This is a genomic window from Aequorivita sp. 609, from assembly GCF_014212065.1.
Classification (GTDB): Bacteria; Bacteroidota; Bacteroidia; order Flavobacteriales; family Flavobacteriaceae; genus Aequorivita; species Aequorivita sinensis.
The window spans coordinates 60,331-86,294 of record NZ_JACJVM010000006.1 but is presented as its reverse complement, the minus strand read 5'-3'; the positions used below and the strand labels follow the sequence as shown (position 1 = coordinate 86,294).

24 protein-coding genes and 1 tRNA gene are annotated in these 25,964 nt (G+C 35.6%); 11 read left to right on the top strand and 14 right to left on the bottom strand.

All coding sequences use genetic code 11. From position 1 onward, the window contains the following. Positions 1-2: 2 nt before the first annotated feature. The 4 genes from H4O20_RS03750 to rlmB all read left to right on the top strand — a co-directional run bounded on the left by H4O20_RS03750 (position 3) and on the right by rlmB (position 5,915). Positions 3-3,074: a SusC/RagA family TonB-linked outer membrane protein gene (locus H4O20_RS03750; RefSeq protein WP_185098336.1), complete on the top strand. Its 3,072-nt coding sequence runs from the start codon at positions 3-5 to the stop codon at positions 3,072-3,074. A gap of 22 nt (positions 3,075-3,096) precedes the next feature. Then, positions 3,097-4,527: a RagB/SusD family nutrient uptake outer membrane protein gene (locus H4O20_RS03745; protein ID WP_185098335.1), complete on the top strand. Its 1,431-nt coding sequence runs from the start codon at positions 3,097-3,099 to the stop codon at positions 4,525-4,527. Positions 4,528-4,546: 19 nt separating this feature from the next. Further along, the gene (locus H4O20_RS03740; protein WP_185098334.1) at positions 4,547-4,975 is read left to right on the top strand and encodes a hypothetical protein; all 429 of its coding nucleotides are present in this window, start codon (positions 4,547-4,549) and stop codon (positions 4,973-4,975) included. Positions 4,976-5,177: 202 nt separating this feature from the next. Then, positions 5,178-5,915, top strand: a complete 738-nt coding sequence (gene rlmB / locus H4O20_RS03735) for a 23S rRNA (guanosine(2251)-2'-O)-methyltransferase RlmB (protein ID WP_185098333.1) — start codon at positions 5,178-5,180, stop codon at positions 5,913-5,915. A 138-nt stretch (positions 5,916-6,053) separates the two neighbouring features. On the opposite strand, the gene H4O20_RS03730 is transcribed toward rlmB, so the two are convergent. Beyond that, the gene (locus H4O20_RS03730) at positions 6,054-6,833 is read right to left on the bottom strand and encodes a rhomboid family intramembrane serine protease (RefSeq protein ID WP_185098332.1); all 780 of its coding nucleotides are present in this window, start codon (positions 6,831-6,833) and stop codon (positions 6,054-6,056) included. A 93-nt stretch (positions 6,834-6,926) separates the two neighbouring features. Between H4O20_RS03730 and H4O20_RS03725 the strand changes: the two genes are divergently transcribed. Then, complete coding sequence (locus H4O20_RS03725) at positions 6,927-8,204, top strand: replication-associated recombination protein A (protein WP_185098331.1); 1,278 nt, start codon at positions 6,927-6,929, stop codon at positions 8,202-8,204. Here H4O20_RS03725 and H4O20_RS03720 read toward each other — a convergent pair. From H4O20_RS03720 to radC, 6 genes are read right to left on the bottom strand one after another with little or no spacing between them, the layout of a single operon-like run. Further along, the gene (locus H4O20_RS03720) at positions 8,201-9,007 is read right to left on the bottom strand and encodes a hypothetical protein (RefSeq protein ID WP_185098330.1); all 807 of its coding nucleotides are present in this window, start codon (positions 9,005-9,007) and stop codon (positions 8,201-8,203) included. The two genes, H4O20_RS03725 and H4O20_RS03720, sit on opposite strands and share 4 nt — an antisense overlap. Next, positions 9,007-10,398 carry a DUF5723 family protein gene (locus tag H4O20_RS03715; protein WP_185098329.1) on the bottom strand — a complete coding sequence of 464 codons (1,392 nt, stop codon included), beginning with the start codon at positions 10,396-10,398 and terminating at the stop codon, positions 9,007-9,009. The genes H4O20_RS03720 and H4O20_RS03715 overlap by 1 nt, the downstream gene beginning before the upstream one ends. Positions 10,399-10,423: 25 nt before the next feature. Then, on the bottom strand, positions 10,424-10,969 hold the full coding sequence (locus H4O20_RS03710) for a hypothetical protein (protein ID WP_185098328.1): 546 nt from the start codon (positions 10,967-10,969) through the stop codon (positions 10,424-10,426). A 49-nt stretch (positions 10,970-11,018) separates the two neighbouring features. Further along, positions 11,019-11,708: a YjjG family noncanonical pyrimidine nucleotidase gene (locus H4O20_RS03705; RefSeq protein ID WP_139855422.1), complete on the bottom strand. Its 690-nt coding sequence runs from the start codon at positions 11,706-11,708 to the stop codon at positions 11,019-11,021. Further along, positions 11,698-12,993: a hypothetical protein gene (locus H4O20_RS03700; protein WP_185098327.1), complete on the bottom strand. Its 1,296-nt coding sequence runs from the start codon at positions 12,991-12,993 to the stop codon at positions 11,698-11,700. The genes H4O20_RS03705 and H4O20_RS03700 overlap by 11 nt, the downstream gene beginning before the upstream one ends. A gap of 6 nt (positions 12,994-12,999) precedes the next feature. Further along, complete coding sequence (radC, locus tag H4O20_RS03695) at positions 13,000-13,695, bottom strand: DNA repair protein RadC (protein WP_139855424.1); 696 nt, start codon at positions 13,693-13,695, stop codon at positions 13,000-13,002. A 353-nt stretch (positions 13,696-14,048) separates the two neighbouring features. Here radC and H4O20_RS03690 point away from each other — a divergent pair, with 353 nt between their 5' ends. From H4O20_RS03690 to H4O20_RS03665, 6 genes are all read left to right on the top strand, one after another. Continuing rightward, positions 14,049-14,561, top strand: coding sequence for a YceI family protein (locus tag H4O20_RS03690; RefSeq protein WP_185098533.1), 513 nt, complete (start codon positions 14,049-14,051; stop codon positions 14,559-14,561). A gap of 113 nt (positions 14,562-14,674) precedes the next feature. Beyond that, positions 14,675-15,553, top strand: coding sequence for a pirin family protein (locus tag H4O20_RS03685; protein WP_185098326.1), 879 nt, complete (start codon positions 14,675-14,677; stop codon positions 15,551-15,553). A 54-nt stretch (positions 15,554-15,607) separates the two neighbouring features. Then, positions 15,608-16,585, top strand: a complete 978-nt coding sequence (locus H4O20_RS03680; protein WP_185098325.1) for a zinc-binding alcohol dehydrogenase family protein — start codon at positions 15,608-15,610, stop codon at positions 16,583-16,585. Positions 16,586-16,738: 153 nt separating this feature from the next. Next, positions 16,739-17,632, top strand: a complete 894-nt coding sequence (locus H4O20_RS03675; protein WP_185098324.1) for a pirin family protein — start codon at positions 16,739-16,741, stop codon at positions 17,630-17,632. Next, positions 17,629-18,129 carry a TMEM175 family protein gene (locus H4O20_RS03670; RefSeq protein WP_306785639.1) on the top strand — a complete coding sequence of 167 codons (501 nt, stop codon included), beginning with the start codon at positions 17,629-17,631 and terminating at the stop codon, positions 18,127-18,129. The genes H4O20_RS03675 and H4O20_RS03670 overlap by 4 nt, the downstream gene beginning before the upstream one ends. A gap of 80 nt (positions 18,130-18,209) precedes the next feature. After that, a complete protein-coding gene (locus H4O20_RS03665; protein ID WP_185098323.1) occupies positions 18,210-18,416 on the top strand; it encodes a (4Fe-4S)-binding protein in 207 nt (68 codons plus the stop codon). 132 nt (positions 18,417-18,548) lie between these two features. On the opposite strand, the gene H4O20_RS03660 is transcribed toward H4O20_RS03665, so the two are convergent. The 7 genes from H4O20_RS03660 to murG form a co-directional block, all read right to left on the bottom strand. Then, positions 18,549-18,622, bottom strand: a tRNA-Arg gene (locus tag H4O20_RS03660). 183 nt (positions 18,623-18,805) lie between these two features. Continuing rightward, positions 18,806-19,255 (bottom strand): GatB/YqeY domain-containing protein, encoded by a 450-nt coding sequence (locus tag H4O20_RS03655; protein ID WP_185098322.1) that lies wholly within the window; start codon positions 19,253-19,255, stop codon positions 18,806-18,808. Positions 19,256-19,413: 158 nt separating this feature from the next. Next, a complete protein-coding gene (gene ftsZ, locus H4O20_RS03650; RefSeq protein ID WP_139855434.1) occupies positions 19,414-21,390 on the bottom strand; it encodes a cell division protein FtsZ in 1,977 nt (658 codons plus the stop codon). A gap of 46 nt (positions 21,391-21,436) precedes the next feature. Continuing rightward, positions 21,437-22,795 carry a cell division protein FtsA gene (ftsA, locus tag H4O20_RS03645; protein WP_139855435.1) on the bottom strand — a complete coding sequence of 453 codons (1,359 nt, stop codon included), beginning with the start codon at positions 22,793-22,795 and terminating at the stop codon, positions 21,437-21,439. Positions 22,796-22,799: 4 nt separating this feature from the next. Next, positions 22,800-23,516 (bottom strand): cell division protein FtsQ/DivIB, encoded by a 717-nt coding sequence (locus H4O20_RS03640; RefSeq protein ID WP_139855436.1) that lies wholly within the window; start codon positions 23,514-23,516, stop codon positions 22,800-22,802. Next, positions 23,506-24,861 carry a UDP-N-acetylmuramate--L-alanine ligase gene (gene murC / locus H4O20_RS03635; protein ID WP_185098321.1) on the bottom strand — a complete coding sequence of 452 codons (1,356 nt, stop codon included), beginning with the start codon at positions 24,859-24,861 and terminating at the stop codon, positions 23,506-23,508. Before murC ends, H4O20_RS03640 begins: the two co-directional genes overlap by 11 nt. Beyond that, on the bottom strand, positions 24,861-25,958 hold the full coding sequence (gene murG / locus H4O20_RS03630; protein ID WP_139855438.1) for an undecaprenyldiphospho-muramoylpentapeptide beta-N-acetylglucosaminyltransferase: 1,098 nt from the start codon (positions 25,956-25,958) through the stop codon (positions 24,861-24,863). Before murG ends, murC begins: the two co-directional genes overlap by 1 nt. Positions 25,959-25,964: the final 6 nt, after the last annotated feature.

Below are 25,964 nucleotides of genomic sequence, written 5' to 3'. Positions count from 1 at the left end.
AAATGAGAACAAAGTTTAGTGGAATCTTAACGCTACTACTAGCGTTAGTTGTGCAGCTTACCTTCGCACAACAAAAAACTATTACAGGTACGGTGACGGACGACACAGGTCTGCCATTGCCTGGTGCAAACGTTATAATAAAGGGTACAAGCTCTGGAACACAATCAGACTTTGATGGGTTATACTCCATCACAGCTAATGTGGGTCAAACGCTTACCTTTAGTTATGTAGGTTTTGACACCAAGGAAGTTAAAGTAGGAGCGCAAAACAGTATTAATGTTACTTTAAATCCAGGTGCAAGCCTTGAAGAAGTAGTTGTTACTGGGTATTCTACTCGAAACCAAACTGTGCAAACTTCAGCTGTTGTATCTATTTCAGCAACTGAACTTTCTCAAATGGCACCTACTACTAGCGTAGATAATATGCTACAAGGTAAAGCCGCTGGGGTGCAGGTAACTGCTGCTAACGGTAAGCCAGGACAAGGAGCTTTCGTTCGTATTCGTGGAACAGGATCTCTTGTTGCTGGTGCATCTTCTCCATTATACATAGTGGATGGCGCGCCAATTAGAGAGCAAGATCTTGCAGGTATCCCACCAGAGGATATCGAAAATATTTCGATTCTTAAAGATGCTCCAACTACAGCTAGATATGGTTCTAGAGGGGCTAACGGAGTAGTTGTAATTACTACAAAGAGCGGTAACAGAAATAGAGAAGCAAAAGTTCGCTTTAGCTCTAGATATGGTACTACTTCTAGAATTACACCAAACTTCGACATGATGAACGCTACTGAAAAGATGGCATTCGAAGCTCAAATGTATGCTATGGGTGTTGGTAACTCAACACTACCTGGTGTTGCAACAAACCCTGGGTCTCCAGAAAGAAATTTCTTATTACAAAATGAGACAGATTGGGAAGACTTAATCCTTAAGGATGGTATTATCCAAAACAACAGTGTTTCTATTTCTGGTGGAGCTGAAAAAGTAGATTACTACTTCTCTGTAACAAACGACAGAAACTCTGGTATTATTGATCAAATTGATGGTTTTGAAAGATTAGGTTCACGTTTAAACGTAAACTTTGAAGCAAAAGAATGGTTAAACGTTGGTGTAAACGTAGGTTACTCTCGCTCTATGAGTGATGAGCCACGTGACCGTAACAACGCTCAGAACCCATTCCGTGCAATGTTGGACTACAACCCATACGAAACTGAATTCTTGTTAGACGAAAATGGAGCTGTTATTTTAGATGACAACGGTAACCCAACTTACAACCCTACTCGTGGTGGTTTCCCAGTAAGAGGAGCTCTATTAACTGAGCCAGCTGAGGATATTACTAACACATTACTTGGTAGTGTAGATGCAACAGTTACTTTTAACAAGAACTGGAGCTACACTTTTGCAGTTGCAGCTAACTGGAACGCAAAAAGAAGAGAGAGCTACTCAATGCCAGGAGGTATTCTTGACGTTATCTTAGAAGGTCCTGATAACCCTACAGGTAACAAGTTTGACGATCAACAACACCGTTTGGACCTTACTGTAAGTAATAGATTGAACTATCACTTCAATAAAAACAACCACGATTTTAACATCATGGGATTATACGAATACAACATGTACGAGTTTAACCGTCAGTTTGTAAGAAGTAAAGGTTTCCCTTCTCCATTATTAACTACTCAAGCAAACGCATCTACTCTAGATGATGGTTACACAAGTAGACAAAGATTAACGCTAGTATCTTACGGAGCTTTTGCCGAGTATGATTACGATGAGCGTTATTTAGTGGGTGCTACAGTGCGTAGAGACGGATCTTCAAACTTTGGTGACGATGTAAAGTACGGTACTTTCTATAGTGGAAGTCTTGGGTGGAACATAGCAAAAGAGAACTTCTTCTCTGTAGATGCTATTAACGACCTTAAAATAAGAGCAGCTTATGGTACAGTAGGTAACAGGTTAGGAATTGCTAACTATGCATCACAAGGTACAGTAACTTTCGGTTCTTACCCTGGAGGTTCTTCAACATTACCTAATCAAGTACCGAATCCGGACCTACAGTGGGAAACTACTGAAACGATTAACTTTGGTTTAGAGTTAAACATGTTCAACAAGCGTTTACGTTTTGTATCTGACTACTTTATCCGTAACACTACTGAACTACTTTTCTTAATTCCTACTCCTGTTGAGGCCGGAATCATAAATTCGAATGGTGAAACGGGAATTGCAGGTAACTTAGGGGAGATACAAAACAAAGGTCTTGAAGTTGCATTACAAGGAGACATCGTACGTAATGATGATTTCAAATGGACTTTAGGAGGTAACATTATCTTCTTAGACAACGAAATCGTTTCTTTACCTGAGGGCAAAGATATTTCTCCTACTAATACATTTAGCATTTTATTTAGAGAAGGTGCTAAAATTAACGAGCACTACTTAGTAAGATACGCAGGAGTTGATCCACAAACTGGACAAGCGCTTTATTACGGTGCAGACGATCAAAAATACACTGCTAACAACCTTCCAGAAGGGGAAAACCGTGTGTTACAAGGTAAATCTACAATGGCTGACAAAGAAGGTGGTTTCTTTACAGACTTAAACTACAAAGGTTTCGGACTACGTGCTGATTTCATCTTCAAATACGGAAACTGGATTAACAACATTGTAAGAGCACAACGTGAAGATCCAACCGACATTGACTCTAACAGATCTACAAGTGCGTTTAACTACTGGAAAAAACCAGGTGATACAGATGTACTACCTAGCCCACGTTATGCTAACACTGATGCAGCTGTTGACTCTGATCAATACTTAGAAAAAGGTGATTACATAAGAATGAGAAACATTACTCTATCTTATACATTCCCTAATAGATTCTTAGACAAAACTCCTATTAGTAGCTTAAGAATTTATGCTCAAGGACAAAACTTATTGACATTCTCTAAATTCTGGGGAGATCCTGAAGTAGGTATTTCATCTGGTGAAACCATCTCATACGCGCAGACTGTTGCTCCAGGAGAGGTTACATTATACAGTTACCCAAACACTAAGTCATACCAGTTAGGGATAGACGTAAGTTTCTAATTTTAAAAAACAATAGCAAAAAATGAAAAAATTAATTTATAAAATAGCAGTTTTTGTTTTAGTTGTGGGAAGTTTAACTTCTTGCGATGATAAACTTGACCAAGTTCCTTTTGACGAATTTGGAACTGAGAATGCCTATAGTAGCGCAAGAGATTTTGAAAATGCCGTAAGAGGTATATACTCAACTCTTACCGCTGGAACGTTTTATGGTGGAAGTGATGCAGGTGGTATGCTAGACATGCCAGATGTACTATCAGACAACGTTACTTTAGCACAGATTGGACGTCAATCTAGAGCGAATAACCACAACTTTAGATATGAGGCATCACTACCAGCAATGTCTGGAATGTATACGAGAGCTTACATTCTTATTTTTAGAGCGAATACTCTGTTAGAAAAGGCTGCTGGCTTTGAAGGAGAAACTAAAGCGAACTTCGTTGCGGAAGCAAAGGCTTTAAGAGCTCTTGCTTACTTTGACTTAGTAAGATTCTTCGGAAAAATACCAACGCAATCAGGTGATGCTAATGGAAGTTTAGGTGTAGCTTATATTACTGAGCCTGATCCAAAAGCAACTCCAGCACGTGAAACTGTAGGATTTGTATACGATCAGATTGCTGCTGATTTAGAAGATGCTGCTGCCAACATCAATGACACTAACGGGGAAGGCCGTATGGGTAAAGATGCAGTTAACACTCTTCTTTCTAGAGTATACTTATACATGGGAAAATGGCAAGAGTCTGTTAACGCGGCAAATCGAGTTACTGCTTCTGTAGCACCTAGAGCAGATGTTCCTGGGATATGGACAGACGAAAACGAAAGTGGATTATTATTCCACATTCCAATCGAGCCACCAGTACTTTCTAATACTATTGGTGTAATGTGGAGCCAAGGAGGATTAAATTCTATTACTCCAGAATACGTAGTTTCTTACGAATTATTCCAATTATATAGTGACGACGATATCCGTAAAGAGGCTTATATTGCAGAAGGATCTAAAAGTGGAAGTGACTTTAACGTAATCTACAAATACTTTGGAAGACCAGGTGGAACTCAAGGGCAAGTAGACATCAAAATCTTAAGAGCTGAAGAAGCTATATTAAACAAAGCAGAAGCTTTATTTAACTTAGGACAAGAAGGACCAGCGAGAACTGCTTTAGATTTAATAAGAACTAATCGCTACACAACGCCTCCAAGCGGAGAAACAGGTACTGCTCTTAGAGATGCTATCCGTTTAGAGCGTAGATTAGAATTTGCATTCGAATCTCATAGATTCTTCGACATTAAGCGTTGGGGTCTTGGTGTAGACCGTGAAAGTTTTGGTGATTTAGCTGATGGTTCAGGAGCTGCATCTGATGTATTGAACTTAGCTGCTGGAAGTAATAAATTCCAAATGCCAATATCTCAAACTGCCATGGACTTAAATCCAAACTTAATTCAGAATCCTGGTTACTAATTTTTAAATACCAATACAAATGAAAAATATTAAAACAATAATCGCATTTTTATTTACAGCGGTACTATTAGTATCTTGTGAAACTTATGAAGATTACGACTCTGAGGCAACTGTTGTAGGTTTTACTAAAAATTCTAGTAACATTAACAGAGTACCAGAAGGTGGAACTAAAGAAGGTACAGTAACATTGTACGTATCTGATGTTTCTAACGCAGACAGAACTTTTACATTAGTGGATCTTCCTGCTGATGAATTCCCAACGGCAACAGATAACTACGAATACCCAAGTTCAGTTACTATTCCAGCTGGAGTTAGAGAAATTGAAGTTACTGTTACTGCTATTGACAACTCAATTTCACCAGACGACAGAACTTTCTTTATTCTTGCAGTACAAGAAGGTGAAGGTTATATAACTGGAGGTCAAGTAAAAATTGGTCTTAAAAACTAAGAACAAATAGGTTAGTACAAACCTTGAATTATATTAAACACCCTTTGGAGTTTCCAAAGGGTGTTTTTTTTATACAGCTATAACTATATCAATATATTAACTATGCCACACAAGTGTTTTTGAATTTAAAATCACAAGCATCAGTTTGTCAGTTAATTTATCTAATTTTACCATAAGCTAAAAAAATAATACTAAGAACTCAATGAGCGATAAGAACAATACTATTTTCGGTATATATCCAGTTAAAGAAGCTTTATCATCTAATGTTAATTTTGATAAAGTATTTATTCAAAAAGGAATTGAAAGCGATAAAATTGAAGGGCTAATAAAAGATCTTGAAAAGGCGAATGTTACAATAAATATAGTTCCTTTTGAAAAGTTGAATAGATTAACTCGTGGTAATCATCAAGGGATTGTGGCAGTAACATCTCCTGTTGGATTTCACAGTTTAGAAAGTGTTGTGGAGAAAACATTGGAAAGCAATAAAACTCCCCTATTTCTAATCTTAGATCAAATAACTGATGTTAGAAATTTTGGAGCAATTTTACGTACTGCAGAATGTACAGGTGTAGATGCCGTTATAATTCAAAAATCAGGAGGTGCACCAGTTTCTGGGGATACCGTAAAAACTTCCGCTGGAGCAATATTTAAAATACCTATTTGTAAAGTAGATCATATTAAAGATGCAATCTTTTACCTAAAAGGCTCAGGAATTTCCACCATTGCCGCAACTGAAAAAACTGATTCTGAAGTTTATAGCTTGGATTTAAAAAAGCCCTTAGCTATTGTAATGGGTTCTGAAGGAAAAGGAGTTTCTAAATCTGTATTAACACTAGTAGACGAACGCGCTTCCCTCCCACTACTTGGAGAGATTAATTCCTTAAATGTTTCGGTAGCTTGTGGAGCATTTTTATATGAAGTGGTGCGCCAAAGACTATAAGTAATTCTAGCTCCCTTTTAAAACTTGTTTGCATCCCAGATATAATCTATTACCACACAAATTTACATTGTTAAATTGTAAAAAAATTGATGGACTATATAATAGATTTAACCGAATATAGTTTTAATGTTCACTTGATCAGTTTTCGTCACTAATGCTATCCGAATTCTTTTTAAACGTATAAACAATTTTAACCCGTTTGGTAATTTGCTCAACGGGTTTTTCATTTTCTATAGTCTCTTCAATAACTTCTTTAGGCAGTTCAATAAAATTTCCATTTTCATCAAATTGTTTTAAAAATGGATCGTCATCAGGATTATAATCCTCTTTTTCCCATTCGTATTTTTTATTCTGAATGGGATTTGTTTTAAAAATAAAGGAAAAAACAAGACCTACTAAAAAACCTGATAGATGTCCTTCCCAGGAGATTTCAGGATTTACAGGAAATACATACCACAACAATCCACCATATAGAAAGACCACGGCTAGGGCTAAAGCGGTTAGCTGAAATTGTTTAGAGAAGATTCCTTTGAAAAATAGAAAAGCAGCTAACATATAAACAACCCCACTGGCTCCAATATGAAGCGATTCTCTCCCTATTATCCAAGTAGCAATACCTGTCAATAAAAGCCCAAATATTAAAACCTTCCACCGGATATTTCTATAGAAGTAAAACAAAGCTGAGGATAGAACAAACAATGGAATGGAATTGTTAAATAGGTGCTTTAAACTTCCGTGAATAAACGGACTAAATATGATGCCTCTTAGGCCCTCAATATTTCTTGGATATACACCAAATTTATTAAAGTTTACTCCAAAGCGAGATTCAAACCAAAATACAATCCATATCGACATTACAAACAGTAATGGATAACCAAAAACATCGGGCGTAAATTTTAATTGATTAGCGTTTTCCATAATTAAGAAGTAAGTTACAAAAAACAATCCCAAAATAAATTTATGATATAATGTCAGTGAATCCGATAGTATAAAATTGTAATTTTGAAGTCTATGAACGCACCACTTGCAGAACGAATACGCCCCACAACTCTCGAAGGATATTTAAGCCAACAACACTTAGTTGGTCCAAAGGGATCATTAACTTCGCAATTAAGCACAGGAATGATTCCATCGATGCTTTTTTGGGGTCCTCCAGGAACTGGAAAAACTACCTTAGCCAATATTATTGCCAATTATACAGATAGGCCTTTCTATACATTAAGCGCTATAGACAGTGGTGTAGCTGCAGTTCGTGAAGTAATTGAAAAAGCAAAAAAAAACGATAATTTATTTTCTACAAAAAATCCAATTCTTTTTATCGATGAGATTCATCGCTTTAGCAAGTCGCAGCAAGATTCACTGTTAGGCGCCGTAGAAAAAGGATGGATAACACTTATTGGTGCTACAACAGAAAATCCAAGTTTTGAGGTAATTCCTGCATTATTGTCTAGATGTCAGGTTTACATTTTAGAATCTTTTAGCCGTGAAGACATGGAAGCGCTTCTAAAAAGAGCTTTAGAAGAAGATGAAATTCTTTCAAAGAAAGACATAAAAATACAAGAAACTGAAGCTTTAATAAGACTTTCTGGCGGAGATGCACGAAAACTTTTAAACATTTTAGAGCTTGTTGTTCTATCAGAAAACACCGATAAGATTACAATTACCAACGATTTAGTTATGCAAAAGGCACAAAAAAACACCGTGCTTTACGACAAAACTGGCGAGCAGCATTACGATATTATTTCGGCATTTATAAAATCAATTAGAGGAAGCGACCCTAATGCAGCAGTTTATTGGCTGGCGAGAATGATTGAAGGTGGAGAAGACATAAAATTTATAGCTAGAAGGATGGTAATTTTAGCATCCGAAGATATTGGTTTGGCAAACCCAAACGCATTACTCCTTGCAAACAGTACTTTTCAAGCAGTTAATTTAATTGGCTATCCTGAAGCTCGAATTATTTTAAGTCAATGTGCCATCTATCTAGCTACCTCAGCAAAGAGCAATGCATCATATAAAGCTATAGGTGAAGCGCAGAGTTTGGTTAGACAAACTGGCGACTTATCTGTCCCTTTATCCATTAGAAACGCTCCAACAAAGCTTATGAAGCAATTAGGCTATGGCAAGGAATATGAATATGCACACAATTATGAAGGCAATTTTGTGCCTCACGAGTTTTTACCTGAAGAAATAAAAGGCACTACCTTTTATAAACCTGGAAATAATGCAAAAGAAAACTCACTTAAAACGTATTTAAAACATCTTTGGAAGGATAAATACGACTTTTAATTTTGAAGTTTATAAACTTTTAAATAAGCTCCATCGTTAATTTTAAGATCACCAGAAGCATCAAAGGCCGCCTTTCCGGTTACACCTGAAGTATCAGTATATTCTAAATGATTGTTGTTTATAACTAAAGTACCTCTTAAAAGTAGTCCATCGCTAGATTTATTAGATTCTTCATAAAGTGAAAAACCTTTATCAGTTTTACGTAGCAAGAAGGTTTTCCCTAAATAAGAATAATTTGAAAACTTAGCTTCTGGGATGTAAATCTCTTTTGTAGTATTTGTATTCTCCTTTACTGTAGATGATATTACCTCCTCTGCTTGTGTTTTATTAATAGTAACAACTTCTCTATTAACTGCAGATTTTTCACTCAAAAGAACTACATCTTTTTGCTTAACGCGAAGCGAATTAAAATTATTAAACGCTTTTCTTAATGCATCTTGATATGCTTTGTCGTATTGTTTAAACTTAGTTCTCCCTTCATGAGTTCTAAAAACCTCTTCCCCATTACAATCTCTCAACACTACTTGAAGTTTAATGCCAATTATACTTTTTAATTTTTCCACATCAGCAAAAAGACCATCGCAACGATTTGCATTTGGAGCAAGATTTGCCATATATGCATTAAATCCATTTTTTTCTAAATAGAATTCTGTCATAGAATTCAATTTATACAAATCCTTTCCGTTTAAAAAATCGAATTGCTCTGGCACTATTACATAACTGTAATCGCTCAGTGTTTTGTTCTGAGAATTCACTGAAACACTTAAAAATAATGCTGCTAAAAAAAATAATATTCTTGTCATTAATCGTCGATAATAATGTTGAAACCTAGCTGTAAAGATACACTTTTTGCCTTTGCCAAATTACCGTATTTAAGAAGGTTGTCGGCAGCCACATATAAATTTACCGACCCAACATCAGCAGAAACTCCTAAACCTACGTTTGAAAAAGAATAAGAATCTACGGTATAAGTAGCTTTTGCTGAAATAAACTCGTTTAGTCTTCTTTTGTAATAGAGCGTTCCTGCCAACTGTTGCCCTTTAGGTCGAAAAATAGAATAAAATTGAACTCCTACATTCTGTTTGTGTAAAACACCTGTATCCATATTCATGCAATCACAATCGTCTGAAGCAAAAAATCTTCCAAAACCAAAACTCAGGCCTGCATTAATTTTTACAGGTCTAAACTGAGTGTATTTATTGTGAATTGTATCGATTGGAATTTCACGTTCAAATTCATCCTCAATATCGTCATAATAAGGATAAGTAGATTCACCGTCACTTAATGCTGGAAAGATTAAATTAATTCCGTCGAGGGTATAATTTCCGTGGGCACGATAATTCTCTACATCTTTTCTATGAAAAATCGCCCCTACATCCAAGGCGCTAACCGTAAGTACAAAAGCATCGTTAATCTCATATGTAAAGCCCAAATCTACTCCTACCCCAATATTTCCACCAAATAAGGCTCTACCTAAAACTTCTTTAATTACTTCATTAGGACCATCAAGCTCCCGTAAGGAAGCATAACCAGAAGTTTCAACGCTTACATCGGCGTTTTCTACGGTATGCTCATAAATATTTTCCGAATTTTCATCACCAAGTCGGGTAACAAAGGTTCCAGTATTATTTACACTCCGATAACTAAACATACTCGAATAGAGCTTTAATCTAGCACCAACAGTAAGCTTTTCATTAATCTTTTTATTCATTCCAAAATGATAAACCGTCATAAAATCGCCAGTAGTGCTAACTTCACCTAAATCAAATTTATAGTCCAAATAATCACTGTTGCCTTCCCATGCCAATATTGCTAAATCTTTAGGAAAGTAACTTATAAAATCGAATTCTTGATAGATTCCTCCAGAAAAAAATATTTCATTCTTTGCTCTCCATCCAAAGTTTATCAACTCTAATTGCTGAGTAGCAGTAAAGAAATCGGTATTCTTCATTTCGAATATCTTTTTTGTGATTCTATCATTAATATTATCATTGCCATTTTTGAAAATATCATAAACCGAAACTCCTGAAGAACCACCGTTAATGTGAATTTGGGACAACAACGGAATACCATAATGTTTTTTGTGAATTACCTTACTTCCAGGGTTTAACATTAGAGATTGTGGGGTATCATCAAAACCATAGAGTATTTGCTTATTTTGAGAAATAGCCAATACTCCTACTAGGAATAACATTACAGTCAAAAAATTTCGCATAGTATTAATATTCCAAAAAATATGTGGTTTTGGATTTCATATTAAGCGTCCCTTGTAGGTTTTCGTTAGAAGATGGAATAGTTACTGAAACAACAACCTTATTAGCTAATGTAAGTTGCGATATAGCCTCCCCCTCAACAATATGTGTGAATTCAGTAATTACAGGCGTTAAAACTTCTCCTTGCTCTACGGCAGTCCCTGTTTCATAGGTAATATTGTTTTCTTCACTTAAAAACTCAAAGTCAACTTGAAAACTTCGCGGAATAGAATTTGTAAATTTGAAATAAAAATCAGCGCGTTTTAAACTCTCTTGTAAAGTGCTATCGTCCAAAAATTTAATTTCGGTTGTATCCCGCAATGTAAGAATGGGTGTACCATTAATTGTATCATAAAAGTCGCTTGCCTGCAGATTGAAATAGATTAAATCCAATTCCATTATTGGAGATAATGAAATATCTTCAGCTTGATCGAAATCGGTATCTCTAACGCACGCTGTAAAAAAAAGGCATAAAAAAAGACTGGAAATCGATATTACTAGCGTTCTTATCATAAGTTTCTTTAGGTTACTTATGCATAACGCCTTAAAAATTAAATTATTACTAGAGATAGTCCTTAATTTCAGATAGTTCCTTAACGGCAATAAAAGGTTTTTTCACTGCTTCATTTCGATAGTTATAAAACAATGTGTGCATCCCAGCATTTTGAGCTCCTAGGATATCGGCTTCAAAACTATCTCCAATCATTATGCTTTTGTCGGGAGTAACAGAAGCTTTTTCCATGGCGGTATAAAAAACAGTTGGATGAGGCTTTTTTAATCCAACCTCCTCCGATGTAGTTATAGTTAGGAAGTATTTTTTTAAACCGCTATTATCTATTTTTTTACGTTGAACCTCTTCAAAACCATTGGTTATAATATGAAGTCTATATTTTCCTGATAGATAATCTAAGGTTTCAAAGGTATTGCTAAACAAATAATTATCTCCAGGCAACTCATCTATATAACTATTCGCGAGTGAATCTATTAAATCTATAGTATAATCGAATGCTAATACATCAAATGTTTTTGACAATCTACCTCTTCTAAGTTCTTGTTTTGTTACGCGTTCTTCACGAAACATTCTCCAATACTCAAGATTAATTGGTTCGTAAACTTTTAAAAAATCGGAAAGTGGAATGTCTATTTCATGCTTTCTAAAAACGCGTTGGAATGCCAATCCAGAGTTTTTATCGAAATCCCAAAGTGTGTGGTCGAGGTCAAAAAATACATCCGTTATTTTCTTATTGAGCATATTCCTGTAGTTTTTCTGAAAATATTTTTCTCCATACCTTTTGATTATCTAAGGCAGAAAAGTCTTTGTTAGAGAAAGTCATTGTAAAAGTTCCATTAACGTTATCAACCGCTTTGAGCATTGTAGATACTGTTTTATCAATATCTGAAGCGTATTTCTTGTTAAATGCCAATGTAGTCATTGCTGATGGATGAATAATTAATGGAGTCTTAATTTCATAATCCAAATCATAAAAAAGAAAAGGGGTACAAGTCCCTGCTCTAAACCCAACAGTGTCACGAAAAACCATAGTGAAATCTCGTTTTACTTCAAGTTCTACTAAGTATCTATATAAATCAGGAAGATTTACAAGATACTCCGAATTCATTGAACTAGTAAGTGAGCGATTTGTAATTTCTTGCATCCTTCTTTTTTCATCTTTCAACATTTCATAATTACCCAACGCATTGAAGGAGAACATTAATCCTACCTCCTTATAGTCTGAAACATATTTTATAAGCATCTTAAACTTTTGCCGATGCGTGTTCATACTTTCGTTAAAAGACAAAGCGTCTCCTAGCATAAAAAAAACTGTAAGTTTAAAATTACTTCTCGTAGATTTATTCACCATCCACTTAAAAGTATCTAAAGGATCTCGTTTAAACCCTAAAATAACTTGGGTTCGTAAAATGATATCTCTAAATTTTGCTCGAAAAAAACTACCTAAATACCCCACAACTGTTCGGAATAAACCTTTTTGTTTATAGGCAAATGTTTGTGACGCTTCAATTACAGGGTGAATAACAATTTTCTTTTCGGGGAACTCTATTTTTGGAAAAGCCTCCAAAAGTTGTTCTTTAAATTTATATGCCCAGATATCGACAATTGGTTGTTGCAAAAAACCTTCTTTATACGCCAAACTTTCCGAGGCCATGAAACGTCCTAATTCATCTTTTACATGGGGGAGGTATTCTTCATAGCGAGTAATCATATAAAAACTAGCCGAAAAAATATCAAAGGGTAAAGAACTAATGTTCGAGACTGCAAAAAACCCAAAAGTATCATCCCACTTCTTAACCGTAATATCGGTAGCTTCAATCCCCTGTTGTTCTAATAGTCCGTGACTTTGGAAAAAAAGCTCATTCCCCATTGGTTTTTTCCCATATGAAATTTTAGCACCTTGATGTGCAATAAATTCTTCAATACCTGAAGTAAACGCAATATCGATACCTAATATCCGTAAACATATATGCTTGAATATATAGGAAATTCTAGGAGTAACTTTTTGAGTGTAGATTAACAACATAGCGCGTTAAAGCATATTTTCATCGGCAAAGCTAAAATACGCTTTTTCAGTAATTATAAGGTGATCTAGGACCTTAATGTCTAAGCTTTCTCCAGCAACTTTTAGTTTTTTTGTTAATTGTATATCTGCTTGACTTGGTTTTAAAGTGCCCGAAGGATGATTATGAGCCATAATTATTCCTACAGCTCCTATTTGCAGTGCTTCCTTAAAAGCTAAACGAATATCAACCACAGTACCTGTAATTCCACCCTTACTCAATTGAACGCTTTTTATTATTTTGTTTGAATTATTTAAGTAAAGAATCCAAAACTCCTCGTGCGGAAGATCCCCAATTATTGGTTGAACATACTCAAAAACTGATTTACTTGAAGTAATCTTTTTTCTTTCCAATGCTTCACCAGTTCTTCTACGTCTACCCAATTCCATTGCAGCAGTAATTGAAACCGCTTTAGCCTCACCTATACCTTTAAACTCCGTTAAATCGGATATCGAAAGTCTTCCTAGTTCACTTAAATTATTATTTACCGAAGCAAGTATCCGCTGACTTAAAGACACAGCACTTTCGTTTCGGCTACCCGATCCAATTAATATTGCAATAAGCTCTGCATCGCTTAGTGCAATTCTACCTTTCAACAACAACTTCTCACGGGGGCGATCGTCTTCGTTCCAGTTTTTTATAGAAAATGAATGATTTTCCTCCATAATACTGTATTTAACACCTTAAAGATAGCGATGAAAAATGAGAAAGCGAAATCAAAAAACAATCATAACAAATTGACAATCAACACGCAAAGAGCTTAGTCTTAAAAACTAAGTGCTGAAATAAATTTTGATAAGAATTTTCTTAATGACGATTTTAAATATATTTCTCACATTATGATAATTTCGGTCTCACCCAGTAGTTTTTCAGTTGTATTCGCGCTATAATCTACTAAGCTTTAATTATTTAAAACAAGAACGATATATCACTTCTTAACATACATCAATGCACAGTAGAATTATGAACCGTAATTTTGTCTCAAATAATTACGTTTAACATAAAAAAATATATAATGATGAAAACAAACTGGAAATTAGACCCGACTCACTCTGAAATCGAATTCAAAGTAAAACACATGATGATTTCAACTGTAACTGGAAGTTTTAGCGAATTTGATGCTACTGCAGAAACAGAAGATGATTCTTTTAAAAATGCAGAATTCGCTTTTAATGCAAAAGTTGATTCAATTAGCACTAAAAATGAAGATAGAGACACGCATTTAAAGTCGGATGATTTTTTTAATGCTGAGCAATTCCCACAACTTACATTTAAATCTAAGTCATTTGACGGTGAAAAAATGATTGGCGACCTAACCATTAGAGATGTAACAAAAGAAATCACTCTTGACGTAGACTTCAATGGTATAGCTGAAGACCCGTACGGACAAACTAAAGCTGGATTAGAGGCTACAGGAACAATAAACCGTAAGGACTTCAACTTAAGCTGGAGTGCAGTTACTGAAGCCGGTAATATTGTAGTGAGTGATAAAGTAAAATTGATCGCTAACCTTCAGTTTATCAAACAATAATAAAAACACTTTAGTTTTTTTCCTAAAGGTCGGTAGATTAATGCTTCAAAATCGATTATTCGATCTGAAACTTTGTACCGACCTTTATTTATTTAATTTAAAACCTGGAAATAATGAAAACAAAAACAGTAGAACTTATAGCTAGCCCAAGAGAGCCGCATTTTGTTGGCGATGGTTTTCGCGTACATAATTTTATTCCTAGCGGTTTTCGTTTAGACATGCATCGGATGAATCCATTTATAATGTTGGATTATAATTCACCTTATAATTTTCCTCCATCCGACAAACCAAAAGGTGTTGGTGTGCATCCACATAAAGGCTTTGAAACTGTAACTATAGCTTATAAAGGTAAAGTTGCGCATCACGATAGCAGTGGCGGCGGTGGTGTAATTGGGGAAGGAGATGTACAGTGGATGACCGCAGCCAATGGAGTATTACACAAGGAATATCACGAAGAAGAATGGAGTAAAAAAGGCGGTGAATTTCAGATGGTACAACTATGGGTGAATTTACCTGCAAAAGACAAAAAATCTAACCCAAAATACCAAGCGATAAAAAATCAAGATATTGCCCGTTATAATTTACCAAATAACGTAGGAGTAATTGAAGTAATTGCAGGTGAATACAAAGACACAAAAGGTTCTGCTTCTACTTTTACTCCAGTTCATTTATTCAATGCAAAACTGAAAAAAGGAGGAAAAGCAGATTTTAGTTTTCCATCACATTACAACACTGCTTTGCTAGTATTAGAAGGTAATATAGTAGTAAATGGAGAAGAAAAAACACCAACAAATCATTTTGCATTAATGGGAAATGACGGAGAAAACTTCGAAATTGAAGCTACAGATGATGCATTAGTATTAGTTTTAAGTGGAGAACCAATAAACGAACCGATTGCAGCGCAAGGTCCGTTTGTAATGAATACTAGAGAAGAATTGATTCAAGCTTTCAACGATTTTAACCTTGGTAAGTTTGGATATTTAGAAGACTAGTTTAATCTTCATTTTCTAAAAGTAAATATATTAAAAACCTCCAGACCAAAAAAAATGAAAGCAGCTATAATAGAAGAATTAGGAGAAACCCCTAAGTATAAGGATTTTCCAAATCCCAAAATAGAAAATGACGAGCAGTTATTATTAGAAGTAAAAGCGGCAGCTGTAAAAAACCTGGACAAAATCCGAGCTAGCGGCGAACACTACGCTAGTTATAAAGAAATGCCTGCTATAGTTGGAATGGATGGCGTTGGATTTTTACAAGATGGCACTCGAGTTTATGCACAAGGTATAACTGGGATGATTGCTGAAAAAGCCTTAATTAATAAAAACAGCTATACATTAATTCCCGAAAACCTCGACTTTAATACAGCAGCGGCATTACCAAATGCTGTGTTGGGAGGTGCTATGGCGCTAAAAGTTAGAGGAGAAATAAAGCCTGGATATACTGTGCTTATAAATGGCGCTACAGGGGTAACGGGACAATTAGCAGTTCAACTTGCTAAGTACTACGGAGCCAAAACCATCATTTCTACAGGACGAAATCCTGAGAGTTTAGAAAAAACAAAGCGCTTAGGAGCACATAAAATTGTTACCTTACAGCAAGATGATTCAGCCTTTATTGCCGAAATTCAAAATATCCATAAAGAAACTCCTATCGATTTGGTTATTGATTATCTATGGGGAAAGCCAATAGAATTAATAATTACTGCTTTAAAAGGTGGTGGACTTAACAATTTCACACACAAAACGCGAATTGTAACTGTAGGTTCGATGGCGGGAGAAAATATAAATTTAGCTTCAGGTATTTTAAGAAGTTCAGCTATTGAGATTTTAGGGTCAGGATTTGGAAGCCTTTCAAAAACAGATTTAGAAGGTTTTCATAAAGAAGTTCTTCCAGAAATGTTCCAGTTAGCTGCAGATGGCAAGCTAAAAATTGAATTGGTTCAAGGTAATATTAAAGACATAGAGCGTTTATGGGAACAGAAAATAGATTCAGGAAAACGCCTAGTAATTTCAATTAACCAATAGTTCTAAAGTATTAATTATTTGTTATAATTCGCTAATAATCTTGTAAGTGATAAAAACAGAAGCAATAAAATAGCACCTTGATAAATATGAGAGTTTAAGAGACGTCTTGGCTTAAACTTAAATTATAAATTCATTTAAACAAATAAATAAATTATGTCTAATACAGAATTAATTATAGAAGAACGCGCCGCCGATATTGGAAACTTTATGGTAGGACGATTATTACCTTTCAGAAAAAAACGCTCTGTAGGGCCATTTACATTTATAGACCATATGGGACCAGCAACTATGACTAAGGACCAAAACCTTGATGTTGGACCACACCCACACATTGGTTTATCTACATTAACATACCTGTTTGAAGGATCTATTCAACATAAAGACAGTCTAGGTTCAGATATCGAAATTAAGCCTGGAGCTGTTAATTGGATGACTGCAGGTAAAGGTGTGGTTCATTCTGAAAGAACACCTGATTATTTAAGAAATACCGAAAAAACGTTACACGGACTTCAAATTTGGGTAGCCTTACCTAAGCATTTAGAACAATCAGAGCCTACTTTTTTTCATATAAAAGAAGAAGATATTCCTCAATGGAAAGAACATGGCGCAAAGTTTAAATTAATTGCTGGTAAAGCTTTTGACAAAACCTCACCAGTTCCTGTACACAGTGAGTTGTATTTTATTGAAATAAAAAGCACGGATAAGCAGCAGATAACTATTGGAGAGGATCTTTATGGCGAGAGTGCTTTATATATCTTGGAAGGCAGTATCAATGCCGACGGTTACAATTACGAGCCAAAACAAATTTTAGTTGCCAAGGATAGTACATTGTGTTCCTTTGAAATGGAACCGAATACTACAGTTTATATTTTTGGTGGAATTCCTTTTGAGGAAGAACGATATATCCACTGGAACTTTGTGAACTCAGACAAAGATGTTATTGAAAAAGCTAAGAAAGATTGGAAAGAGCAAAATCTAGAAGCCTTTCCAAAAGTGGTGGGAGATGAAGACGATTATGTTCCACTTCCAGAACCACGCAGGTTATGAAAACTGGGAGATTAGAGGCCTTTAGCGACGGCGTATTAGCCATAATAATTACTATTATGGTTTTAGGCATGAGTGCTCCTGAAGGTTATACTTTTGATGCTTTAAAGCCTATACTACCTGGATTTCTTACTTATGTATTAAGCTTTGTATATGTAGGGATTTATTGGAATAATCACCATCATCTGTTACAAGCGGTGAATAGAGTAAACGGGAAAATTTTATGGGCCAACCTTAACTTATTGTTTTGGCTTTCGCTTTTCCCATTTGCCACAGATTGGATGGGTAAAAACCATTTTGAAGCAAATCCTACGGCAATCTACGGTGTAGTATTATTTATGGCTGCTGTAGCATTTAAAATAATGGTATATTGTGTAATCCTTAGCGAAGGTAAAAATTCGAACATAGGTAAGGTTTGTAGCAAGGACAAAAGAATGAATCTGTCACTTTTATTATACTTTACAGGCGTTGTCTTTTCTTTCTTTTTTCCCAATCATTAGTTTAATGATATACTTAGGAGTTGCCTTGATGTGGATAGTGCCCGACCCGAGAATTGAAAGAACTTTAAGGGATTAATACTATGGATATAAAAGAGTATACAAATGGAGAAGTAATCATTTTATGGAAAGCGGAAAAATGCATCCACTCAGGTATATGTGTAAAAACTTTACCAAAAGTCTACAATCCTAAAGAAAGGCCTTGGGTAAAACCAGAAAATGCGACATCAGAAGAGTTAATAAATCAAGTATCTAAATGCCCTTCTGGAGTTTTAAGTATAAAGCAATAAGCTAAGTTGGCAAAATAAAACAATTACTCAAATCGGTTATATTTCAATTTCATTTCAAGGCAGTATTATAAAATGAAAAAGCCATACTCAAATTCAATTTTGTTTGAATTGATGTATAGCTTTTTTTATTAGTGACCGCGGAGGGATTCAAACCCCCAACCCTCAGAGCCGAAATCTGATGCGCTATTCAGTTGCGCCACGCGGCCATTAACAATATTTAAACACGAAATAATTTTTTCTTATAAATTCATATCAATCACAGCCGAAATCTAATGCACCCAGCCCGAACGTGCCTAACGACAGTTCGGCTCGGGCGGGTATTCAGTTGCGCCACGCGGCCAATCCAGTTTTCAAAAATATCTTCTTTTGAAGAATTAATAAAATCTAATTTAAGACAACCTCGATTTTACAACTGTCGATATCGTTTTCCCATCTGCTTTTCCAGCCAGTTTTCCACTAGCAATGCCCATAACTTTTCCCATATCCGCCATAGAAGAAGCTCCAGTTTCTGTGATAATTTCATCTACTATTTTGCTTACTTCTTCAACACTTAGCTGCTTTGGCAAAAATTGCTCGATTACTTTCGCTTGAAGCAATTCTGGCTCAGCAAGATCTTCACGCCCTTGTTCCTTATAAATAGCAGCACTATCTTTTCTTTGTTTTACTTGCTTTTGAAGGATTTTAATTTCTTCTTCTTCAGATATTTCTTGTTTTGAACCTGTTTCAGTTTGAGCTAAAAGCAATGCTGATTTAACAGATCGCAAAGCTTCTAATGATTGAGTGTCCTTTGATTTCATTGCGGCTTTCATAGCCTCCATCACCTTATCTTGTAAACTCATTATAGTGTTTTTTTGTATGCACGAAGATACTTATTTAAGCTGAAATGTATCGGCTTATGGATTCACTTTTTTTAATCTTAAATATCATAAATCAAAAAGGTCCGAAACCAATTAAGATTTCGAACCTCTACTTTAAGTGGGGAGAAATATTCACTTAGTTAATCTACATTATCGTGTAAAAATGAGTTGTTTCTACGCAATTCAATTCCGTCATCTTCGATGTTTACCGAAGTCCTAGAAATTGTTGATTCTTCACTGGTATCATTAAGATCTATACCCATACGCTTATAAGCGGGTTGTCTTTCAATTTCATCAATACGTGAAGGACTGTTCTTAAACTTGTAATTAAACTCCTTCATTTTACGCTTGCGCTCTTCTGTACGATCGCTTAGTATCTTTGAAATAGGAGAGTTTAACGGGTCTTCTATTTCCTTGCTTTCGCTATCATTTGGAGATTGCTCAGTTACTGTTCTTTTTACAAATTCAATTTCGTTTTCCTCAATAGCTTCAGACTTATGGTTTGATGGTTTTGCGTTATTTAAGGTATTTTCAACCTCTTGATAGTCATCTAGACTATATCTTTTAATACCATCATCTGAAACTTCAGTTACAGGCACAACTTCTACGTGATCTTCAACCTCTATTTCTTCGAGATTAAAAATTGTTTTTTCTTCTCTATTATTTGTTTCTGCCGGCTTTCTTTCAACAGGTTTTATAGGAAGATCAAACATTAATATTTGATCGTCGTTGTCTTCACCTTCTGGCTTAGAATGTCTAACTTCTTCCGCAGAATTTTTTGTTGAAGCCTCAACAATAACAAATTCGTTTACATTAATTTTATCTACTTCTACTTGCTCAAACTCTTCAATTCTTTCAGCTTTTACCTCTTCGTATGATACTGGTAAATTCTTTAGAAGCTCTGAAGTATTTATATATCCTTGAAACGATGGTCTTTGTTCAATCTCATCATCGTCAAAAAGCGTGTGTTTAACCACAGGGGCTTCAGCTTTAGGCTGAGAAGTGATAGGAGTCTCTGGCAGTCTTACAGGTCCAGAAGTAGCTTTTGGTGTAAGATTTTGCTCCGCTTTTTGATCATCTCCAAGCGTGTGGATTATTTTTTTTGTTTCGGTGTTTACAATCTCATTTTGTTGTTCAACATTAAATCCTGTGGCGATTACAGTAATAGAAATTGATCCTTCTAAGCTCTCATCTTCACCAACACCCATAATAATATTGGCGCTGTGTCCAGCTTCATTTTGAATGTGATCACTGATTTCACCTATCTCATCGATAGTAATCTCGTCGGACCCAGAAACGATAAGCAACAATACGTTTTTGGCACCTTTGATTTTATTATCGTTAAGTAATGGAGAATCTAATGCTCTTCCTATGCCTTCTTTTGCTCTATTTGCACCAGATGCAGTAGAACTACCCATAATAGCTGTTCCACTATTAGAAAGAACTGTCTTAGCATCTCTAAGGTCAATGTTTTGAGTGTAGTGATGTGTAATAACCTCGGCTATACCACGAGCAGCGGTGGCCAAGACTTCATCAGCTTTAGAGAAACCAGCTTTAAAACCTAAGTTCCCATATACTTCACGAAGTTTATTATTATTAATTACCACTAATGAATCTACATTTTGACGTAGTTTTTCTACTCCAATTTGAGCTTGTTCATTTCTTGTTTTACCTTCAAATTGGAAAGGAATAGTAACTATACCCACAGTAAGTATATCCATATCCTTAGCCATTTTGGCGATAATTGGAGCGGCACCTGTTCCAGTACCTCCACCCATACCAGCAGTAATAAAAATCATCTTGGTATTTGTAGTTAGCATAGTTTTAATTTCTTCCATACTTTCTACAGCAGATTGTTCACCAACCATCGGATTTGCTCCTGCACCTAGACCTTCAGTTAAGGAAACCCCTAATTGAATTTTAATAGGCACTGGGCTATTTTCTAATGCCTGTGCATCTGTATTACAAATCACGAAATCTACTCCCTTTATGCCCTGACTGAACATATGGTTAATTGCATTACTACCTCCACCACCAACGCCAATAACCTTAATCACATTTGATTGGTTTTTTGGCAAGTCGAATGAAATGTTCTCAAATTCTGTGTTGCTGCTCATATTTTTGTTTTTAATTGCAATTTTTATTTTTCTTCTTTTTCCTTTATTATTCTGCGTTATCGAGGAACTCTTTAAATTTTTCGGCCCATTTGTCAAAAATACCTCGACCACGTCTAGTGCCTTTTTTTTCTTCTTCTACTTCTTCTCTTTCAGCTTCTACTTCAGGATGCTGAACGGCTTCTTGTTTGTCAGTCTCTTTAACTTCCTCTTCGGTTGGGAATGTTCTCATCAATGATGATTTCTCCTTACTTTCAAGACTATTCATCACTAACCCTACTGCTGTTGCATACATCGGACTTGTAGTTTCAGGGTCGCTATCTCCAGCTAAATGTTCGTTTGGATATCCAATTCGTGTATCCATACCTGTAGCGTACTCTACAAGCTGTTTTATATGCTGAAGCTGAGCTCCCCCACCTGTTAGCACAATACCAGCAATTAATTTCTTCTTCTGCTCTTCGTGCCCGTAGTTTTTTATTTCAATATAGGCTTGCTCAATAATCTCCATAACTCGAGCGTGAATTATTTTTGAGAGATTTTTTAAGCTAATTTCTTTTGGTTCTCTTCCTCTTAATCCTGGGATTGAAACAATTTCATTGTCTTTATTCTCTCCAGGCCAAGCAGATCCAAATTTTATTTTAAGAAGTTCAGCTTGTTTCTCGATAATCGAACAACCTTCTTTAATATCGTCTGTGATTACATTACCTCCAAAAGGAATTACTGCCGTGTGACGAATAATTCCATCTTTAAATATCGCTAAGTCAGTTGTTCCACCTCCTATATCGATTAATGCTACCCCAGCTTCTTTTTCTTCTTGACTTAATACAGCTCTTGCTGATGCTAAGGGCTCTAGAGTGATTGCTGATAGCTCTAACCCTGCACTTTTTATACAGCGTCCAACATTTCTAATTGAAGAAACCTGCCCTACAACTACGTGAAAGTTTGCTTCTAATCGCGCTCCGTACATCCCGATAGGTTCTTTAATTTCTGCTTGTCCATCAACTTTATAATCCTGTGGTAATACGTGAAGAATTTCTTCCCCAGGAAGCATTACAAGCTTATGAACTTGGTTACATAAAGCATCAATATCTTCATCTTTAATTACCTCCTCACCATCTGGTCTAGTAATGTAATCGCTATGCTGAAGGCTTCTAATATGTTGTCCTGCGATACCAACAACAACATCCTTAATCTTCATTCCTGAAGAAGTTTCTGCATCTTGTACCGCTTGTTGAATGGATTGAATGGTTTGTGTAATGTTATTCACAACACCACGATGAACGCCAAGACTTTTTGCCTTGCCTATCCCCAACACTTCCATTTTACCATAATCATTTTTTCTACCAATCATAGCTACTATCTTGGTAGTTCCTATATCCAATCCTACAGCAATATTATCGTTTTCCATGGCCTTACTTTTTTGTGGCTATCACTTGACTATCAAATTTCAAGTTCACCTTGTTGTACCCGTATAGCGTACTATCTTTTTTTGTTTTTTTATAAAATGCTTTAAAGTTTTGAAACTTCTTTTCAATGTGTACTGGTTTCCCAAAAAATACATTAAAATTTACTTTTCTCAATTCCAGTTCAATTTCTCCATCTGCCCGTTGATGCACCCCAATAACACTCCTTTTCATAAACTCATCTTCCTTTATTTTCAGCAATAAGTCGGTAAGTTCAGAGAACTCACTTTCCGAAGCACCAGTAATTATAGGCACTCTTGCTGAATACACTTCAGATAACGGCATTACCTTTCCGTCTGAATCTAAGTAATAATCTGGTGTAGCAGACACTCTACCAATGGGTTCGCGCTGTTCTATCCTTGCGCATAACTTTCCATCAATGGTTACATACACCTGAGCATCGCGAATCATAGGATTTCCTATCAATCTATACTCCATCTCTCTCAAAGCTAAGGCTTCTTTAGATATGTCCGAAACCTTCTCGTAACTTTGTATCAACAATTTATTAACGTTATCAAAAGTGATAAAAGGGCTGTTATTATCAACAAATACAACGTCTATTTTGCTAATTTTTCTAGCTTCATTTCGCTTTTTTGTAAAGCTAAAAAGGAAGCCAATTAACCCCAGCAAAAGAATAAGTTTTATGTAAATAATACTACGCCTCATCTTTAAACTTTTGGGTTAACTTATTAACTTCAGCACCAATGTCTCCGGCACCCACCAACAATTTCACTCTACAATCCGACTGTGATAAAACTTCAGCTAAATCTGATTTTGAAACCAAGATTTTATGCTGAGAATCAATCTGATTTAATAACCATTCTGAAGTAATTCCTTCAATTGCCTCTTCTCTAGCAGGATAGATATCCAGCAACACCACTTCATCAAATTGCGATAGACTTCTCGCAAAACCTTCTGCAAAATCTCTTGTTCTAGTGAAAAGATGTGGCTGAAAAACAATCTGCTTACGATTATTTGGATACATTTCTTCAACAGCTTGATGCAAAGCGTCTATTTCAGTAGGATGATGTGCATAATCATCAATTAAAACAAGTTTATCAGTTTTAATTTTATACGAGAAACGGCGTTTTACCCCTTTAAAACTCGCAATTGCGTTTTTAAGACAAGAAACAGATGCCCCAGCTAACAATGCCATTCCCATTGCCATAATAGCATTGGTAAGATTGTGATGTCCTGGTAAATTAAATGTAAGATCTTTAATAACCTCATTTGGTGTTTTCAAATCGAATAGATATGCTCCATCCTTTACCCTTACATTTTGGGCTTCATAATCTGCAGTTTCCTGAACCGCAACAGTCATTCCATTTAAAGGCAAGCCTATCTTTATTAGAACGTTTTCTTTCTTATCAACTAGTTCAGCAAAAGTTGTAAATGCATTTTCAATTTCTGAAGCGTCTCCATAAATATCTAAATGGTCAGCATCCATCGAAGTTACGCAAGATATGTCTGGACGAAGCTGAAGGAACGATCGGTCAAATTCATCTGCTTCAACCACTGTAATTTCACTTCCTTTATAAATAAAATTGGAATTGTAATTCTCCGCGATTCCTCCCAAAAATGCTGTTACTGGCATGTTACAAGCAGCCAATAAATGTCCTAAAATTGCAGATGTTGTAGTTTTTCCGTGTGTACCTGCTACAGCTAAACAAAGTGTATTTTTGGACACCTCTCCTAAAAGCTGAGCACGTTTTACAATTTGAAACTCTTCAGAAATAAAATAGTTTAAAATTGTATTGTTCTGAGGAATTGCAGGGGTGTAAACTATTAAAACATTATGCTTTACCTTCACCTCAGATTGAAGTTCTGAAATTTCATCTGTAAAAGTTACTGGTATCCCTTCTGCAACCAATTCGTCTGTTAAGTCAGTTGAAGTTTTATCGTACCCAAAAACAGCTTTGCCTTGCATTTTGAAATACCGTGCAAGAGCACTCATCCCGATGCCGCCAATACCTACGAAATAAAAGGTCGTTATGTTTTTTAGGTTATTCATTAATTGTTGTTCTTCAATAATTTCTCAATCTCTTCAACTATTTCTATTGTGGCATTTGGTTTTGCCAATGCCAATATATTTTTTGAAAGCATTTCCTGCTTTTCTATAGAGGAAAATAAATCTGAAAATTCCTTTTCAAAATTTGTATCCAACTCATTTTCTTTAATCAAAATAGCGGCATTTTTTTCCGAAATTGCCAACGCGTTTTTTGTTTGATGGTCTTCTGCAACATTTGGCGAAGGGATAAATACAACTGGTTTTCCCACCAAGCATAATTCTGAAACCGATAGCGCTCCCGCTCTTGAAATAATAAAATCTGAAGCTGCATAAGCCAAATCCATTCTGTTTAAAAAAGTATGGACTTGTACATTTTCATTTCCTTTATTTTTATAGGTTTCTTCGTAAAATTTCCCACATTGCCAGATAACTTGTAAGTTGATTCTTTCAAAAAACGGCAATGATTTTTCAATTAATTGATTTATTCTTCTAGCACCTAAACTACCTCCTAAAACCAAAAGTGTTTTTTTGTCCCTATTCAGTTTAAAGAAAGTAAGTGCTTCTTCTCTTTTTAAAGAAATATCCAACAAATCTTGTCTTACTGGATTTCCCGTTAACTTTACTTTATCAGAAGGAAAAAATTTCTCCATTCCTTCATAAGCCACACATATTTTCTGAACTTTACTACTTAGCCATTTATTGGTAATTCCTGCGTGACTATTCTGCTCTTGAATTAAACAAGGTATATTTTGCTTTGCAGCCATTCGCAATAGCGGCGCACTTGCATAACCTCCAGTTCCAATTGCAGCATCAGGTTTAAATGTTTTTAAAATAGACTTTGATTTCATTAAACTTGAAACCAGCTTTAACGGGAAAGCTAAATTTTGCAATGAAAGACTGCGTTGCAATCCAGAAATCCAAAGACCTTTTATTTTATATCCTGCTTGTGGGACTTTTTCCATCTCCATTCTGTCCTCTGCTCCCACAAATAAAAATTCAGCGTCAGGGAAACGAGTTTTCAACTCATTTGCTATAGCAATAGCTGGGTAAATATGCCCCCCAGTACCGCCTCCTGATATGATGAATTTTTTGTTTTTCAATTTTTT